This is a genomic window from Curtobacterium sp. MCBD17_032 (assembly GCF_003234855.1).
Taxonomy (GTDB): Bacteria; Actinomycetota; Actinomycetes; order Actinomycetales; family Microbacteriaceae; genus Curtobacterium.
This window is the reverse complement of the sequence record NZ_QKTO01000015.1, coordinates 1-16,547: the sequence shown is the minus strand read 5'-3', so window position 1 is coordinate 16,547 and position 16,547 is coordinate 1. Positions and strand designations below refer to the sequence as shown.

Genomic DNA, 16,547 nt, shown 5'->3' with positions numbered 1-16,547 from the left:
TGCCACCCAGGGTCGCCGGGGCGCGACCGGCCGCGAGGCGGTCTGCAGCGCTCCTGTGGACGGATCCCGGGGCCTCCCGGCCGGTGGACGAGCGGTCTCCGCGCGGCCGCCGATGTGCCCAGCCGCTCGCGAAGGGGTACTGTCGGGCCCGCTCCGGACACCGCAACGCCGCTCGGACGGCGATCCAGCCGACCACCGGGGCACCGTGCACCACCCGGCACGGCGGCGGGAACCCAGGAGCATCGTGTCGACCAGGACCACCGAGCACGGCGAGGACCGTGCGTTCAAGGGGAAGGTCACGCTGTTCGCCGTCGCGGCGGCGGTCGGTGGCTTCCTCTTCGGCTTCGACTCGTCCGTGATCAACGGCGCCGTCGACGCGATCAAGGGCGAGTTCGACCTCTCCGACGGAGCCAGCGGCTTCGCCGTCGCGTCCGCCCTCATCGGCTGCGCCTTCGGTGCCTACTTCGCCGGACGGCTCGCTGACCGGTTCGGCCGCACGCGGATCATGTTCTGGGCCGCCGTGCTCTTCTTCGTCTCCTCGATCGGCTCCGGGTTCGCCTTCGCCACGTGGGACTTCGTCATCTGGCGCCTCGTCGGCGGTCTCGGCATCGGCACCGCGTCGGTGATCGCACCCGCCTACATCTCCGAGGTGTCCCCGAAGGCGATCCGTGGGCGCCTCGCGTCCTTCCAGCAGCTCGCCATCACGCTCGGCATCTTCGCCGCCCTGCTCTCCGACCAGTTCTTCGCGGTCACGGCGGGCGGCGCGTCCGAGGTCGTCCTCGGCCTGCCGGCATGGCGCTGGATGTTCCTGGTCGGTGTGGTCCCGTCGGTCGTCTACGGCGTCCTCGCGATCACGCTGCCGGAGTCGCCCCGCTACCTGCTCACCAAGGGCCGGGCGGACGACGCGCGCGAGGTCATGGGCAAGATCGTGCCCCGTGACACCGTGAACACGAGCCTGGAGGAGATCCAGGACGGCATCAAGAAGGAAGCCAACGAGAAGAAGGGCTCGATCCGGGGCAACCGCTTCGGCCTGCAGCCCATCGTCTGGGTCGGCATCATCCTCGCCGTGCTGCAGCAGTTCGTCGGCATCAACGTCATCTTCTACTACTCGACGACCCTCTGGCAGGCCGTCGGCTTCAAGGAGGAGGACTCGTTCCTCATCTCCACCATCACCTCGGTCGTCAACGTCGCGGTCACGTTCATCGCGATCTTCCTCGTCGACAAGGTCGGCCGGAAGCCCCTGCTGGTCGCCGGCTCCGCGGGCATGTTCGTCTCGCTGACGATGGTCGCCATCGCGTTCTCGCAGGCGCGCATCGTCGACGGTGAGCCCTCGCTGCCGGGGGCATGGGGCATCATCGCCCTCGTCTTCGCCAACCTGTTCGTCGTCTCCTTCGGCGCGACCTGGGGCCCGCTCATGTGGGTGCTGCTCGGCGAGATGTTCCCGAACCGCATCCGCGCGACCGCGCTCGGTGTCGGCTCGGCGGCGAACTGGATCGCGAACTTCATCGTCACGATCTCGTTCCCGGTGCTGTCCGGCTTCAACCTGACGGTCACGTACGGCATCTACGCGCTCTTCGCGCTGCTGTCGCTGTTCTTCGTCATCGCGAAGATCCCGGAGACCAAGGGCCGCTCCCTCGAGGAGATGGGCATCTCGGCCGAGGACGACACCGTCAAGGCGTAGCCGACGCCGGCCTGGAGGCCCGGACCACGTGACCCGCACCGGTCACGTGGTCCGGGCCTCCGTTCTGTTAGCATTGCCGCAGCAGCGCGCTGGTCGCGCTGACTTCGCGTGTCCACCAGTGCCGGCCTCCGGCACGTCCCGCGGCCATCGGTCCCGCCCTCACGAGCGGGCGGTCACGGGGCTGGGCACCAGGGGCCACGACCACCGGTCGTGACCGACACAACCGCAACCGTGCGCACGGCCGAACCGCTGTGCGCCGAGAACAAGGAGGGACGGCATGGCCGTCGTCACCATCCGCCAGCTGCTCGACAGCGGCGTCCACTTCGGACACCAGACCCGTCGGTGGAACCCGAAGGTGAAGCGCTTCATCCTCGCCGAGCGCTCGGGCATCCACATCATCGACCTGCAGCAGTCGCTGGCGTTCATCGACCGTGCGTACGACTTCGTCAAGGAGACGGTCGCGCACGGCGGCACGATCCTCTTCGTGGGCACGAAGAAGCAGGCGCAGGGCTCGATCGCCGAGCAGGCGACCCGTGTCGGCCAGCCGTACGTCAACCAGCGTTGGCTCGGCGGTCTGCTCACGAACTTCCAGACGGTCTCCAAGCGCCTCGCGCGCATGAAGGAGCTCGAGGAGATCGACTTCGACGACACGACGAAGGGCTTCACCAAGAAGGAGCTCCTCATCAAGAAGCGCGAGCTGGACAAGCTCCACAAGACCCTCGGTGGTATCCGCAACCTGACGCGGACCCCGAGCGCGCTCTGGATCGTCGACACCAAGAAGGAGCACCTCGCCGTCGACGAGGCGCAGAAGCTCGGGATCCCGATCATCGGCATCCTCGACACCAACTGCGACCCGGACGAGATCACCTACCCGATCCCGGGCAACGACGACGCGATCCGCTCCGTCGGTCTCCTCACCCGCATCGTCGCCGACGCCGCGGCCGAGGGTCTGAAGACCCGTCACAACGGTGGCGACGACGACGCGGCCGCCGAGCCGCTCGCCGAGTGGGAGCAGGAGCTCCTCGGTGGCGACAGCGCGACGCCGGCCGCCGACGCCGCCCCCGAGGGTGCGACGGTCGCCGAGAACGACGCTGACGCCCAGGTCGCCGCGAAGGAGATCGGCGAGCCGATCGCCGACGCCGACAAGAACGCCGAGCCGACGGCCGAGGCCGAGAAGGCCGCGGAGACGACTCCCGCCGAGTGATTCCCAGGGGCGCCGGACCGACACCGGTCCGGCGCCCCTGTCTCACCCCACATTCTCCACACACGCATAGCCCAGAAAGGACGCCTGTCAATGGCAAACTTCACCGCACAGGACGTGAAGAAGCTCCGCGAGGACCTCGGCGCCGGCATGATGGACGCCAAGAACGCCCTCGTCGAGGCTGACGGCGACTACGACAAGGCCGTCGAACTGCTCCGCATCAAGGGCGCGAAGGCCGTCGCCAAGCGCGACGACCGCGCCACCTCCGAGGGTGTCGTCGTGGCGTCGTCCGACAACGGTGCCGCCACCGTCGTCGAGCTCGCCAGCGAGACCGACTTCGTCGCGAAGAACGAGAAGTTCACGACCCTCGCCGACAAGGTGCTCGGTGCGGTCGCCGCCGCCGGCGCCACCGACGTCGCGTCGGCGAACGCGGCCCCGCTCGACGGCAAGACCGTCCTCGAGGTCGTCAACGAGAGCGCCGCCGCGCTCGGCGAAAAGCTCGAGGTCCGCACGGTCCGCCGTGTCGAGGGCTCGGCCTTCGAGATCTACCTGCACAAGACGAGCCAGGACCTGCCGCCGCAGATCGCCGTCGTCGTCGCCTACGAGGGTGACAACGCCGCCGAGGCTCGTTCGATCGCGCAGCACGTCGCGTTCGCGAACCCGTCGTACCTCACGCGCGACGAGGTCCCGGCCGACGCGATCGAGAAGGAGCGCGCCACGGTCGAGGCGATCACGCGCGAGGAGGGCAAGCCGGAGGCCGCCCTCCCGAAGATCGTCGAGGGTCGCGTCAACGCCTTCATCAAGGGCATCTCGCTCCTCGACCAGGACTACGCGAAGGACAACAAGATCTCCGTCGCGAAGGCCGCCGAGAACGCCGGCATCACGATCCAGGGCTTCGCCCGCGTCAAGGTCGGCGCGTAACGAACCCATGACGGGGCCAGGAACCAACCGGTTCCTGGCCCCGTTGTCGTGCGCCCCGGCGCACCGAGTACATTTCCACGAGACCACGACGAAGGGTGCCTGACACATGACCGACGAGAAGACCGGACGCCGACGGGTCCTGCTGAAGCTCTCCGGAGAGGCGTTCGGCGCCGGTTCCCTGGGCGTGAACCCCGATGTCATCAGCACCATCGCGAAGGAGATCGCGAGCGCCGCCCGCGAGGTCGAGGTCGCGGTGGTCGTCGGTGGCGGGAACTTCTTCCGCGGTGCCGAACTGTCGCAGCGGGGCATGGACCGCGGCCGGGCGGACTACATGGGCATGCTCGGCACCGTCATGAACGCCCTCGCTCTCCAGGACTTCCTCGAGCAGGCCGGTGCCGCCACCCGCGTGCAGTCGGCGATCAGCATGACCCAGGTCGCGGAGCAGTACATCCCGCGTCGCGCCGAGCGGCACCTGGAGAAGGGACGGGTCGTCATCTTCGGAGCGGGCGCCGGCCTGCCCTACTTCTCGACCGACACCGTCGCCGCCCAGCGTGCGCTGGAGATCGGCGCCGACGAGGTCCTCGTCGCGAAGAACGGCGTGGACGGCGTGTACTCCGCCGACCCGAAGAAGGACCCGACCGCCGAGAAGCTGCACCACGTCACGTACCAGGACGCGCTGCTCAAGGGCCTCAAGGTCGTCGACGCCACCGCGTTCTCGCTCTGCATGGACAACGGCATGCCGATGCACGTCTTCGGCATGGAGGGCGCCGGGAACGTCAGCGCCGCCATCCAGGGCGAGCGCATCGGCACCGTCGTGAGCAACTGACCGGCGCGCGACCGCCGACTGACTAGACTCGACCCGTACCGAAGGAGAACCACCGTGATCAGTGACGTCATGACCGAGGCGACCGAGAAGATGGCGAAGGCCGTCGACGTCGCGAAGGACGACTTCGCCACCGTCCGCACCGGCCGCATCAACGCCGCGCTCTTCCAGAAGATCCCGGTGGAGTACTACGGTTCGCCGACCCCGCTCGCGCAGCTCGCCTCGCTCCAGACGCCGGAGGCCCGGACGCTCATCGTGACGCCGTACGACAAGTCCGCGCTCAAGGAGATCGAGCGTGCGATCGCGACGTTCCCGAACCTCGGTGCAAGCCCGACCAACGACGGCGAGATCGTCCGCGTGACGATCCCCGAGCTGTCGGCCGAGCGCCGCAAGGAGTTCGTGAAGATCGTCAAGGGGAAGGGTGAGGACCACAAGGTCGTCCTCCGCAACATCCGGCGCAAGGCGAAGGACGACCTCGACGCGCTGAAGGGCGAGGTGTCCGACGACGACATCGCCCGCAGCGACAAGGAGCTCGACGCGCTGACGAAGAAGCACGTGGACCAGATCGACGAGGCGCTGAAGAAGAAGGAAGCCGAACTCCTCGAGGTCTGATGCGCCGCCCGGACCAGGGCGGCGACCGCCCCACATCAGATGACCGCCGGACGACGGGGTTCCGACAGGACTTCGACGCCCGTGCGAGGGCGGCCCGGAGTGACTTCGAGGCGCAGATCCGGCAGCGGCGCGCCGAGTTCGGTGTCCGCAACGAGGCGTTGACGGCACGCACCGGGCGGAACCTGCCTGCGGCCATCGCGATCGCACTCGCGTTCGCGGTGGTCATGCTCGCGTCGCTCCTCGTGTTCAAGCCGGTCTTCATGCTCGTCGCCGCGTTCCTGCTCGGTGTCGGTGTCTACGAACTGGCGAGCGCGATGCGCTTCGCGGGCCGCGACGTCCCGAGGATCCCGAGCGTGGCGGTCGCGGTCGGGACGGTCCCGGCCGCCTTCCTCGGCGGTCAGGACTGGGCGCTGTCCACGCTGCTCGGCGGCATCGTGCTCATCTCGGTGTGGCGCCTCGTGGAGGTCGCCGTCGCCCGCACGAAGCCGTCGGTGCAGAACGTCGTCCGTGACCTGACGAACGGCCTGTTCGTCCAGGCCTACGTGACCCTGCTCGGCGCGTGCGTGGTGCTCCTGTCGGCGCAGGACCGCGGTGAACGCTGGGTGATCGCGTTCATCCTCGTGGTGGTCGCCGTGGACACCGGTGCGTACGCGACCGGGATCAACCTCGGCAAGCACCCGATGGCGCCCCGCATCAGCCCGAAGAAGACGTGGGAGGGCTTCGGGGGATCGGTCGCGGCGAGCATCGTCGTCGGCATCCTCGTCACGTGGCTCATGCTCGGTCTGCCGTGGTGGACCGGGATCGTCCTCGGCGTGCTCATCTCGGGGTCGGCGACGCTCGGCGACCTGACCGAGTCGATGATCAAGCGGGACCTCGGGATCAAGGACATCTCCTCGTTCCTGCCCGGGCACGGCGGCCTGCTCGACCGCATCGACAGCATCCTGCCGTCGGCCGCGATCGCGTACCTGATGTACCTCGTCATCGTGCGCTGACCTGCGCCACCGCGCGTCCAGGGAGTGCACCGACACGCAACTGGCACAATGGCGCCGTGCCTTCGACGTTCCCGACTGCCCCCCGATCGGTCCTCGGCTACGACGCCGACGAGGTCGAGCGTTTCCTCGAGGACGCTCGGCGGGCCTACACCGCCAACGACAGCGCCCCGGGGATCGAGGCCGCCAAGATCCGCGCCACCGCCTTCTCGATGAAGAAGGGCGGCTACTCGACCCAGCACGTCGACGCCGCGCTGGAACGGCTCGAGGACGCCTTCGCAGCACGAGAGCGGGAGCGTGAGATCGCCGACATCGGCCAGAAGGCCTGGTACGCGGAGGCCCGTGGCAAGGCATCCGATGTCGTCGCCCGACTCGGACGCCCCGACGGGCAGCGGTTCCACCGCGTGAGCTTCCTGACGACCGGCTACCACCCGAAGGACGTCGACGCGTTCTCCCACCGACTGCACGGCTACTTCAAGGACGGCAAGCCGTTGAGCCTCACCGAGGTCCGGTCCGTCGTCTTCCGCCCGAAACACGGCGGCTACCGCGAGGCCCAGGTGGACGCCCTGCTCGACGCGGTCGTCGAGGTCATGCTCGCCGTGCGCTGACCACCGCACCGGGTCGCGGGGAGTGCGACCGACGCTTCGCGGAATCTCCCGCGCGTGGTGCTTCGCTTTCCGTGATCGTTCCGTTATCCTGGACGAACTCATGGGCAGGCACACGGCAGACACTCGATCCGACCGCGCGAACCGCGAACTGCACGATCACGTGATCGTCAGCGAGCGACGAGCGGCGAAGAACCGAACCCGCACGGCGGAGACCCCGGTCGTCCGTCCCACCCCGGATCAGCAGTCCCAGCCGCGCTCCACGTCGGCCATCGCCCCGGTGTCCGTCGCCGCGAACCGCGTGTCCGACGCCCGGGCCGTGCATGCGGCCGCTGCGCCGGCGCCCGCCGCCCGGATCGTCCGCCGGTCCCGCGCTCGCTCACTCGCGCCGACGAAGCCGTCGGCCCCGCGGTCGTTCAACGGCTTCGTGCGCCAGCGCTCGACGATCCCGGCGATGTCGTTCCTCGCCGTGTCGGCCTTCGTCGGCGGCTCGCTGTTCAACCCGATGCAGACCGACGCGGCCACGGCAGCGCCGGTGCTCGCCCCGGCGCCGATCACGACGCCGCAGCAGTTCTCCGCGCACGGCACCTACGGTGACTTCGACGCCGCCCGCGACGGCTTCGCCATCGTCAAGCCCGCGCCGAAGCCGAAGCCGGTTCCCACCCCCTCCGCGAGCGCGACGCCGGGTGCGACCGAGACCGCGTCGACCGATGACGCCGAGGATGCCGCGCAGCCGGCTGCGAGCACGCCCCTGGCTGCGACCGCGGCCACGCCGGACCCGGGCAGCGCCCAGGCCATCGCCCAGCAGATGGTCGCCGCCCGCGGCTGGGGCAACGACCAGTACAGCTGCCTGGTCTCGCTGTGGAACAAGGAGTCCGGCTGGCGGGTGAACGCCTACAACCCGAGCGGTGCGTACGGCATCCCGCAGTCGCTCCCGGGCAGCAAGATGGCCTCCGCCGGTGCTGACTGGCAGACGAACCCGGCCACGCAGATCACGTGGGGTCTCAACTACATCACCGGTGTCTACGGCACGCCCTGTGGCGCCTGGGCGCACAGCGTCTCGTACAACTGGTACTGATCGGCGATCGCGGTGCCGCGGAGCAACCGGCCGCGGCGCCCGCGCGGCCGTGGTCACGACGACGAGTCCGAGGCACCCGCGCTCGACCGACTGCTCGGCGGTTGGCGCCGGACCGAGTTCCGACGCGGCCGTGAATGGTCCGTGCAGCCGATCTCGGCGGCGTCGGCGCAGAAGGAGTACCTCTGCCCGGGGTGCGGCTCGACGATCGAACCCGGGACCGCACACGTCGTCGTGTGGCGCGCGGACGGGGTGCTCGGTGACGCCGCTGACCTCGCTGCCCGTCGACATTGGCACCACCACTGCTGGAGCATCGCATGACGATCGACGACCGGGACGGCCAACCCGACACGCGGACCCCCGACACCCAGATCCCCGACACGCAGGCCGCCGGCGAGGAGATCCGCTCCGGGAGCGTCCTGCCGGCGCGTCGCACGGACGTGGAACTCGTCACGGACGACCACCTCACCCTGGTGGGGGAGTTGGTCGAGCCACTCGACCGGGCCGCCCGCGGCACGCTCGTGACGCTGCACCCGCTGCCCACCGCGCACGGGTTCATGGACTCGCACGTGTTGAAGAAGGCCGCTGCCCGGCTGCCGGCCCTGGCCGACATCGCCGTCCTCCGGTTCAACTTCCGTTCGGTGACCTCCCCGCGCGGGACGTCCGAGGGCGTCTTCGGCGACGGCGTTTCCGAGGGGTTCGACCTCCGGGCCGCCGTCGATCAGGTCGTGTCGCGCGGCCTGCCGACCCCGTGGCTCGTCGGGTGGTCCTTCGGCACGGAGGTCATCCTGAAGCACGCGCTCGAGCACGTCGCAGCCGGGAACGTCGCCGGTGTCGTCCTGCTGTCCCCGCCGTTGCACCGGACGACCGACGACGAGCTCGCCCGGTGGTCGGGAGTCGGCGTGCCGGTGGTCGCACTCGTCCCGGAGCACGACGACTTCCTCGTGCCCGACGACGCTGTCCGCCGGTTCTCGATCGCTCCGGACGTCCGGGTCGTCCCGGTGGCAGGCGCCAAGCACCTGTGGGTCGGGGAGAAGTACGTGCGGATCGTCCTCGACGCCGTCGCGGACCTCGTCGTGCCGGGCAGCGCACCCCTCCCCACGCACCATCCGGCGTAGGCCCGGCCCGGTGGACACGCCCCAGCCGGGACGTGTCCACCGGTTCAGCGGTCTGCGTCGCCGTCGGTGTCGAGCTGAGCTCGCGTGTCGCCGTCTGCTGCCGGACGAGCGGCTCCCTGCCCGTCGATGACCCCGGCCGCGTGCGTGAGCACGCCGCGCAGGTTCTCGAGGTAGCCGGCCACGGCCTCCCGTTCGGTCCGGATGGCGGCGAGACGGTCCTCGGCCTCCGCCAACAGCAGCGCCGTCCGCTCTTCTGCCTCGGCCACCAGGCGGTGTGCTCGCTCCTGGGCGTCCCGGACGAGGTCGGCGGCGCGTTCCTGCGCGTCGGACTCCTGCTGCCGTGCGACGTCGGCGGCCTCCCGCTCGAGCCGGTCGGCGGTCTCGCGTGCAGCCGCAGCGCGACGGGTTGCCTCGGCGAGCTGCAGGTTCGCCTCATCGAGGTACTTCTGCGTCTCGGTCACCGTCGCGCGGTGTCGTTCGAGGTACTCCTGCTCGGCGTCGTCACGTCGCGCGGCCAGCTCCGTCTCGAGCGCGACGCGGGCGTCCTCGCGCTCGCGCTCCACGGTCGCCCGGGCCTCGTCGACCTCCTGTGCCAGCGCGGCGCGAGCCGTGTCGATCTCCTGCCGCAGGGCGGTCCGCTCGGCGAACAGCGCGTCGAGTTCGGCGCTGCGTCGGTCGGCGATCTCGGTGTCGACCTCGGCGTGCTCACGCTCGCGGCGCGCGGCGAGCTCGTTCTCGTGCTCGCGGGCGGCACGCTCCGCTGCTGCCTCGGCCTCGGCGCGCTCCCGCTGGATGCGGTCGAGGTGTTCGGCGGTCTCCCGCTCGATCCGGTCCGTCGTCTCCTGCACCCGGCGGGCGTTCTCGGCCGCGGTCTGCTCGGTGTCGACACGGAGCTGTGCGTGCGCAGCCTCCATCTCCTGCTCGAGCGCGGTCCGGGCCCCGGCGAGCTCACGGTCCCATGCGGCACGGACGGCGGCGAGGTCCTCCTCGAGTTGGCGTCGGCGGTCGTCGACCTCCGCGGCGAGCTCAGCGCGGCGACGGTCGACCTCGGCGGCGAGTTCGGCGCGTACGGTCTCGACTTCGAGTTCGAGGGCCTGCCGGGCTCCGTCGTGTTCGCGCTCCCAGGCGGTGCGCGCTTCGGCGAGGGTGCGGTCGAGGGCCTCGCGCCGTGTGGTCTCCTCGCGTTCGAGGTCCTCGAGCCGACGGGTCTGGTCGGCTTCGAAGACACTCCGGCGGTGCTCGGTCTCACGGTCGAGGTCGGCGGCGGCACGGCGGGCTGCTGCCGACTCCCGCTGCGCGAGTTCGCGGAGTTCTGCGACCTCGCGCTCCACCTGGGCGCGGAGGGCGTTCGTCTCGCGGATCGCGACCGACCGGACCTCGGCCGCCTCGGTGACGGCGGCCCCGCGGACGGCGGCTGCCTCGTTCCGGGCGTCCTGCACGAGGATGCCGGCCTCGGCCCGTGCCCGCTCCACCGTGTCGGCCGACTCGGCCCGGGCGCGGGAGAGCTCGTTCGTGGCGCGGGTGCGGGCGTCCTCGAGCGTGTCGTGCGCCTCGTCCCGGGCCTCACGCAGCAGCCGCTCGGCCTCGGTCCGGCTGGTCGCGCGGAGTCGCTGGGCGTCGATGTCGGCCTGGCTGATGAGGCGGGTCGACTGCTCCTCGGCCACCCGCAGGGTCGACTCGAGGCGGGTGCCGAGACCGCTGTACGTCGGCGTGCCGGCTTCGTCCAGTTCGCCCTGCAGGTCGGAGACGCGGGACTGCAGCAGGCGGATCTCCTTCGCCGCCTCGGCCCGGTCGGTGTTCGACTTGATGAGCTCACGGCGGAGGTCGTTCAGAGCACGGTCGACCTCGTCCTTGCGGTAGCCCCGCAGTTCGGTCCCGAACTCTGCCTCGTCGTTCGCCACGCGTCGCTCCCTGTGGTCGTCCCGGACCACCCCGTGCGGTCCGGACCCCGAGTGTAGTGGTGTGTCCAGGTCTGCCCCTGGAGACAGCGACCTGGTCCGGACCGCGCCCGAGGGATGCGCCTCACAGCTGTCCTGGGTACCCTGGACCGTTGTTTCGCGCGCCGTCCACCCCACCCCGGCGCGGAGGGAGAGAGTCCGTGCGGTTCGTCCTGGCGATCGTCAGCTTCGTCATCGGGGTGCTCCTCGTCGGTCTCGGCGTCGGGCAGCGGACGGTGTTCGCGCCCCCGTCCTCGATCGTCGCCGCGACCAGCGGGACGGCCTCCGCCCCGGTGACCGTGATCCCCGGCAGCGTGCTCAACGCGAACCCCGGGTACCAACGCATCAACGTCTCCGGCACCGGCGAGGTCTTCGCCGCGTACGGCAAGACCTCCGACGTCGACGCCTGGGTGGGTGACGCCGCTCACGCGACCCTGCGCTACGACGCCGAAGCGGGCACGCTCCGCGCCCGGACGACCGGGACGGCCACCGAGGTGCCGGACCCGCGCGGCAGCGACCTCTGGTACCAGGAGTACGACGACGCCCGCCAGTTCACCGTGCGGCTGCCGGCGGACGTGTCCCTCGTGGTCGCATCGGACGGGTCGGACCCTGCGCCGTCGGACATCTCCGTCACGTGGCCGCGGGACACCGCGACGCCGTCGGTCGGGCCGCTCCTGACCGTCGGCGGGCTGTTCGTGCTCGGTGGTGTCGTCCTCCTCGTCTGGGCGTTCCTGCACCAGCGTCGGTCCCGCGGTCCGCGTCGTCGGAGCGGGGGCGGGCGGCCGCCGCGTGTCCGGGCCTCCCGTCGTGCCGCGGCCGCCGGCGCCCAGGTGCCGGCGCGGAGCCGTCGCGGCCGTCGGTCGTTCGTCGCCGTGCCGGTGCTCGTCGCCGGTGCGCTCGTGCTGAGTGGTTGCTCATCGGAGTACTGGCCGCAGGGCGGCGGCGACGCGGGCGCGACCCCCACGCCGACCGCGACGGCGACCGGTGGCGCGGCCGTCACCCCGACCACGGCCGCCACGAAGCAGCAGATCGCACGGATCGTGTCCCGCGTCGCGACGGTGGCGGAGAAGGCGGACGCCGACACGGACGCCGAGCTCGCGGAGACGCGCTTCGCCGGCCCGGCCCTGGAACTCCGCAAGGCGAACTACGCCATCCGTGACGCCGACGCGGACGCCAAGGCGTTGCCGGCGATCGCGGCCGACGACGTCTGCGTCGCGCTGCCGCAGCAGACGGACACGTGGCCGCGGACCGTCTTCGCGGTCGTCGCAGCGGACTGCACCGACGAGCAGACCGCTCCGCAGGCACTGACGCTCGTGCAGCAGGACGCCCGTTCCGACTACAAGGTGGAGTACGCCGTTTCGCTCGAGGCGGACGCACAGCTGCCGTCGCTCGCCCCGACCGCGGTCGGCGCCGCGCAGCTCGCCCCGGACTCGAAGCTCCTCGCGCTCGCTCCGGACGAGGTGGCCGCGGCCTACGCCGACATCCTGTCGAAGGACGCCGAGAGCCCCTCCGCCGACCTGTTCGCGGGCGACGGCGACGACCTCCGCACGCGGATCGGCAAGTCGTACAAGGACGAGAAGGCGAAGGCACTGCCCGACACGGCCGACATCGAGTACTCCTCCGAGATCCCGGACGACACCGCACTGGCCCTCGCGACGAACACCGCGGGCGCGCTCGTCTCGGTCGACCTCAACGAGGTCGAGACGGTGACGCCGACGGCCGCCGGGGCGAAGGTCAACACCGAGGGCGCCGTGAAGGCCCTGTCCGGCGTCGACTCGAGCACGAAGGGCGTGACTGCGACGTACGGCGTCCAGCTGCTCTTCTCCGTGCCCCCGGTGGGTTCGGACGACAAGATAGAACTCCTCGGGTTCACTCAGGGCCTGATCGCAGCTAGTGAGGTGCAATGACCAACGTCCCCCCGACCCCGTCCAGCCTGCGCGGAGCGGTCGATCTCTCGTCCCTGGTCGACCGGGCGCAGCGACCGCAGTCGGCCGCACCGACCGCCGGTGCCGCAGCCGGTGCGGGATCGCCCGCGCCCGCCGGTGCCGGTCAGGCGGACAGCGCCGTCAGCGTCCCGTCGCTCGTGATCGACGTCACGGACCAGGGCTTCCAGGACGTCGTGCAGCTGTCCACGGTGGTCCCGGTCATCGTGGACATCTGGGCCGAGTGGTGCGGGCCGTGCAAGCAGCTCTCCCCGGTGCTCGAGCGGCTGACCGAGGAGTACGCCGGCCGGATCGTGCTCACCAAGGTCGACGCGGACACCAACCCCCAGCTGGTCCAGGCCTTCCAGGCGCAGTCGATCCCGACGGTCGCCGCCGTGATCGGCGGTCGTCCGCTCGGGCTGTTCGTCGGGGCGCTGCCGGAGGCCGAGGTCCGCGACGTCTTCGAGCAGGTCCTCCAGGCCGCCGAGCAGAACGGCGTCGCCGGTCGCGTGCAGGTCGACGGTGCCGATGGCCTGCCCGACGGTGCCGAGCAGGGTGAGCCGGAGCCGGAGCCGTTGCCCCCGCACCACCAGGCCGCCTACGACGCGATCGAGCGCGGGGACTACGCCGCCGCGATCGCCGAGTACCGGACCGCGATCCTGCAGGACCCGCACGACCAGATGGCCGTCGCCGGGCTGGCGCAGGTGTCGCTCCTCGACCGGCTGTCCGGCCGGACCGCGGACGAGATCCGTGCGGCAGCGGGTGCCGACCAGCGCGACGTCGCCGCGCAGCTCGCCGTCGCCGACCTCGACGTCAGCGGCGGCCACGTCGAGGACGCGTTCGGCCGGCTGCTCGACCTCGTCCCGACCGTCTTCGGTGCGGACCGCGAAGCGCTCCGGGTCCGTCTCGTCGAGTACTTCGAGCTCATCGGCTCGGACGACCTGCGCGTCGTGGCGGCACGTCGGCGGCTCGCCAACGCCCTGTACTGAGCCACGTCGAGACGCCACCGTCACGCTGAAACGCCGCCGGACCGACAGAACGCCGCCGGATCCGGCGGCGTTCTGCGCAACCGGCGGCGTTCCGCAGGACCGGCGGCGTGCGCCATGACGGACGGGAGGCCCGGTACCAGCTGGTACCGGGCCTCCCCGTCCGTCGTCGCGCTACTCCGCGAGCCGCAGCCAGACCGCGCCGAGCGGCGGCACCACGAGGTTCGCGGAGGCGGGTCGGCCCGCCCACGGGACGTCCTCAGCCTGCACCGCGCCGAGGTTGCCGACGCCGGAGCCGCCGTAGGCCGACGCGTCGGTGTTGAGCACCTCGTTCCACGTCCCCGCGGTCGGCAGCCCGAAGCGGTGCTCGACTGGGACGCCGGAGAAGTTGACGAACACCGCCATGCGCTCGTCCCCGGCCTTGCGCAGGAAGCCGAGCGTCGAGTGCGGAGCGTCCCCGCCCTCGAGCCACTCGAAGCCGTCCGGCGTGGCGTCGTGCGTCCAGAGCGCCGGGTTCTCCTTGTAGACACGGTTCAGCTCGGCGACCAGGTCCTGCACGCCGCGGTGGCCCGGGTCGTCGAGGAGCCACCAGTCGAGTCCGTTCGCCTCGCTCCACTCGCTGGGTTGGGCGAACTCCTGGCCCATGAAGAGCAGCTGCTTGCCCGGGTGTGCCCACATGAACGCCAGGTAGGCGCGGACGTTGGCGAGCTTCTGCCACTCGTCGCCGGGCATCTTGCCGTACAGGGAGCCCTTGCCGTGCACGACCTCGTCGTGGCTGATCGGCAGGGTGAACTGCTCGCTGAACGCGTACACGAACGAGAACGTGATCTCGTCGTGGTGGTAGCTGCGGTACGCCGGGTCGCGCTCGATGTACTGGAGCGTGTCGTGCATCCAGCCCATGTTCCACTTCTGCCCGAACCCGAGCCCGCCCGCGCTCGTCGGCTGCGTGACGCCCGGCCACGAGGTGCTCTCCTCGGCGATCATCACGATGCCGGGGTAGCGCTTGTACGCCGTGGCGTTCGTCTCCTGCAGGAGCGTGATCGCCTCGAGGTTCTCGCGGCCGCCGTGGATGTTCGGCAGCCACTCGGTGCGGGAGTAGTCGAGGTACAGCATCGAAGCCACGGCGTCGACGCGGAGGCCGTCGATGTGGAACTCCTCGAGCCAGTACAGCGCGTTCGCGACGAGGAAGTTCCGCACCTGCGGCTGCCCGAAGTCGAACACGTAGGTGCCCCAGTCGAGCTGCTCGCCGCGACGGGGGTCCGGGTGCTCGAACAGTGCGTAGCCGTCGAACTTCGCCAGCGCCCACTCGTCCTTCGGGAAGTGCCCGGGGACCCAGTCCATGATGACGCCGATGCCGGCCGAGTGCAGCCGGTCGATCAGGTACCGCAGGTCGTCGGGGGAACCGAAGCGCGCGGTCGGCGAGTAGTACCCGGTGACCTGGTAGCCCCACGAGCCACCGAACGGGTGCTCGGCGAGCGGCAGGAACTCCACGTGGGTGAAGCCGGTGTACTGGACGTGTCCGATGAGGTCGTCCGCGACCTCGCGGTAGCTGAGACCGGGGCGCCACGAGCCGAGGTGCACCTCGTAGATGCTCATCGGCCGGTCGTGTGTGGTGGACGCGGCGCGTTCGGCCATCCAGCGGTCGTCGCCCTCCGACCAGGTGTGGTGGGCGCTCGTGATGACGGAGGCGGTGAGCGGCGGGACCTCGGTGCGCCGGGCGAACGGGTCCGCCCGTTCCACCCAGCCGCTGTCGGTGAGGATCTGGAACTTGTACCGCTGGCCCTCGAGGGCGCCGGGCCAGAACAGCTCCCAGACGCCGAGGTCGTTGAGGCGGCGCATCGCGGTCGTGCGGCCCTCCCACCCCTCGAAGTCGCCGATCACACGGACGGCGGTGGCGCGCGGTGCCCAGACGGCGAAGGCCACGCCCTCGACGTCGTCCACGGTCTGCACGTGGGCGCCGAGGTGGTGCCAGAGCTGCTCGTCGCGGCCCTCGCCGAACAGGTGCAGGTCGAGTTCGCCGAGCGTCGGGGCGAACCGGTACGCGTCGTCGGTGGTCCAGGTCGCGTCGTCCTCGTAGTCCGCCTCGACGCGGTAGCGGCCGAGCTCGCCGGCGGTGGCACCGGCCCAGACGCCCTCGCCCTCGTGGCGGAGTTCGACGTCGTCGCCGTCCGGACGGACGATCCGGACCGCCGTGGCCAGGTGGCGGACGACGCGGACGCTCGTCCCGCCCTCGACCGGGTGCGGGCCGAGGACGTCGTGCGGCTGCGACCAACGGCCTTCGGCGACCTGCTGGCGGATCCACTCGTCGACGGGCGCGGGGACCGGCTCGGTGACGGCCGTGGTCGCCACGTCGGACGAACCGGTCGTCTCGGTGTCGGTCGGCCGGGAGGCGCGGGTCGGCTCCGCCAGGTCGGCCGTCAGCTCGACGGGTGCGGCCGGAGCGGAGTCCGCTGCGGGCACGGCGGCCGCTGCGGGGACGGAGGCCGGGTCGAGGCCGCCGGCGAGGGTCGCCGACTCCGGGACGTCCCGTGAGGGGGTCTCGGTGCGGGGGTCGGGTGCGCCGGGCAGGTCCTCACCGGGTGCGGAAGTCCGCGGCGCGACGCGGTCGCCGTCCTCGCCGGCACCGTCGTTGCCCGCGGCGTCGGTCTGCGTGCGGCGGGGGAGCGCGGGCAACGAC

The 16,547-nt window shown here is 71.1% G+C and carries 14 protein-coding genes; 12 read left to right on the top strand and 2 right to left on the bottom strand.

Annotation, left to right across the window (positions count from 1 at the left end; all coding sequences use genetic code 11):
• Window positions 1–244: 244 nt before the first annotated feature.
• The 10 genes from DEI91_RS14240 to DEI91_RS14195 all read left to right on the top strand — a co-directional run bounded on the left by DEI91_RS14240 (window position 245) and on the right by DEI91_RS14195 (window position 9,025).
• Complete coding sequence (locus DEI91_RS14240; protein WP_258374443.1) at window positions 245–1,681, top strand: sugar porter family MFS transporter; 1,437 nt, start codon at window positions 245–247, stop codon at window positions 1,679–1,681.
• A 277-nt stretch (window positions 1,682–1,958) separates the two neighbouring features.
• A complete protein-coding gene (gene rpsB, locus DEI91_RS14235; RefSeq protein ID WP_111052925.1) occupies window positions 1,959–2,885 on the top strand; it encodes a 30S ribosomal protein S2 in 927 nt (308 codons plus the stop codon).
• Window positions 2,886–2,975: 90 nt separating this feature from the next.
• Entirely contained in the window at window positions 2,976–3,803 is an 828-nt protein-coding gene (gene tsf, locus DEI91_RS14230; RefSeq protein ID WP_111052924.1) for a translation elongation factor Ts, read from the top strand.
• A gap of 106 nt (window positions 3,804–3,909) precedes the next feature.
• Window positions 3,910–4,629 (top strand): UMP kinase, encoded by a 720-nt coding sequence (gene pyrH / locus DEI91_RS14225; protein ID WP_111052923.1) that lies wholly within the window; start codon window positions 3,910–3,912, stop codon window positions 4,627–4,629.
• Between the two features lie 54 nt (window positions 4,630–4,683).
• Complete coding sequence (gene frr, locus DEI91_RS14220) at window positions 4,684–5,238, top strand: ribosome recycling factor (protein ID WP_111052922.1); 555 nt, start codon at window positions 4,684–4,686, stop codon at window positions 5,236–5,238.
• Window positions 5,238–6,230 carry a phosphatidate cytidylyltransferase gene (locus DEI91_RS14215; protein WP_111052921.1) on the top strand — a complete coding sequence of 331 codons (993 nt, stop codon included), beginning with the start codon at window positions 5,238–5,240 and terminating at the stop codon, window positions 6,228–6,230. Before frr ends, DEI91_RS14215 begins: the two co-directional genes overlap by 1 nt.
• A 56-nt stretch (window positions 6,231–6,286) precedes the next feature.
• On the top strand, window positions 6,287–6,835 hold the full coding sequence (locus DEI91_RS14210) for a DivIVA domain-containing protein (RefSeq protein WP_111052920.1): 549 nt from the start codon (window positions 6,287–6,289) through the stop codon (window positions 6,833–6,835).
• A gap of 352 nt (window positions 6,836–7,187) precedes the next feature.
• Entirely contained in the window at window positions 7,188–7,910 is a 723-nt protein-coding gene (locus tag DEI91_RS14205) for a transglycosylase SLT domain-containing protein (protein ID WP_375537695.1), read from the top strand.
• 12 nt (window positions 7,911–7,922) lie between these two features.
• Window positions 7,923–8,228, top strand: coding sequence for a hypothetical protein (locus DEI91_RS14200; RefSeq protein ID WP_111052918.1), 306 nt, complete (start codon window positions 7,923–7,925; stop codon window positions 8,226–8,228).
• Window positions 8,225–9,025: an alpha/beta hydrolase gene (locus tag DEI91_RS14195; RefSeq protein ID WP_258374442.1), complete on the top strand. Its 801-nt coding sequence runs from the start codon at window positions 8,225–8,227 to the stop codon at window positions 9,023–9,025. Before DEI91_RS14200 ends, DEI91_RS14195 begins: the two co-directional genes overlap by 4 nt.
• Before the next feature lie 44 nt (window positions 9,026–9,069).
• Here DEI91_RS14195 and DEI91_RS14190 read toward each other — a convergent pair whose 3' ends face one another.
• Complete coding sequence (locus DEI91_RS14190; RefSeq protein ID WP_111052917.1) at window positions 9,070–10,926, bottom strand: hypothetical protein; 1,857 nt, start codon at window positions 10,924–10,926, stop codon at window positions 9,070–9,072.
• Window positions 10,927–11,123: 197 nt separating this feature from the next.
• On the opposite strand from DEI91_RS14190, the gene DEI91_RS14185 reads away from it, so the two are divergent.
• Window positions 11,124–12,869, top strand: a complete 1,746-nt coding sequence (locus DEI91_RS14185; protein WP_111052916.1) for a hypothetical protein — start codon at window positions 11,124–11,126, stop codon at window positions 12,867–12,869.
• The gene (locus DEI91_RS14180) at window positions 12,866–13,873 is read left to right on the top strand and encodes a tetratricopeptide repeat protein (RefSeq protein ID WP_111052915.1); all 1,008 of its coding nucleotides are present in this window, start codon (window positions 12,866–12,868) and stop codon (window positions 13,871–13,873) included. Before DEI91_RS14185 ends, DEI91_RS14180 begins: the two co-directional genes overlap by 4 nt.
• A gap of 171 nt (window positions 13,874–14,044) precedes the next feature.
• On the opposite strand, the gene glgB is transcribed toward DEI91_RS14180, so the two are convergent.
• On the bottom strand, window positions 14,045–16,219 hold the full coding sequence (glgB, locus tag DEI91_RS14175) for a 1,4-alpha-glucan branching protein GlgB (protein WP_111052966.1): 2,175 nt from the start codon (window positions 16,217–16,219) through the stop codon (window positions 14,045–14,047).
• Window positions 16,220–16,547: the final 328 nt, after the last annotated feature.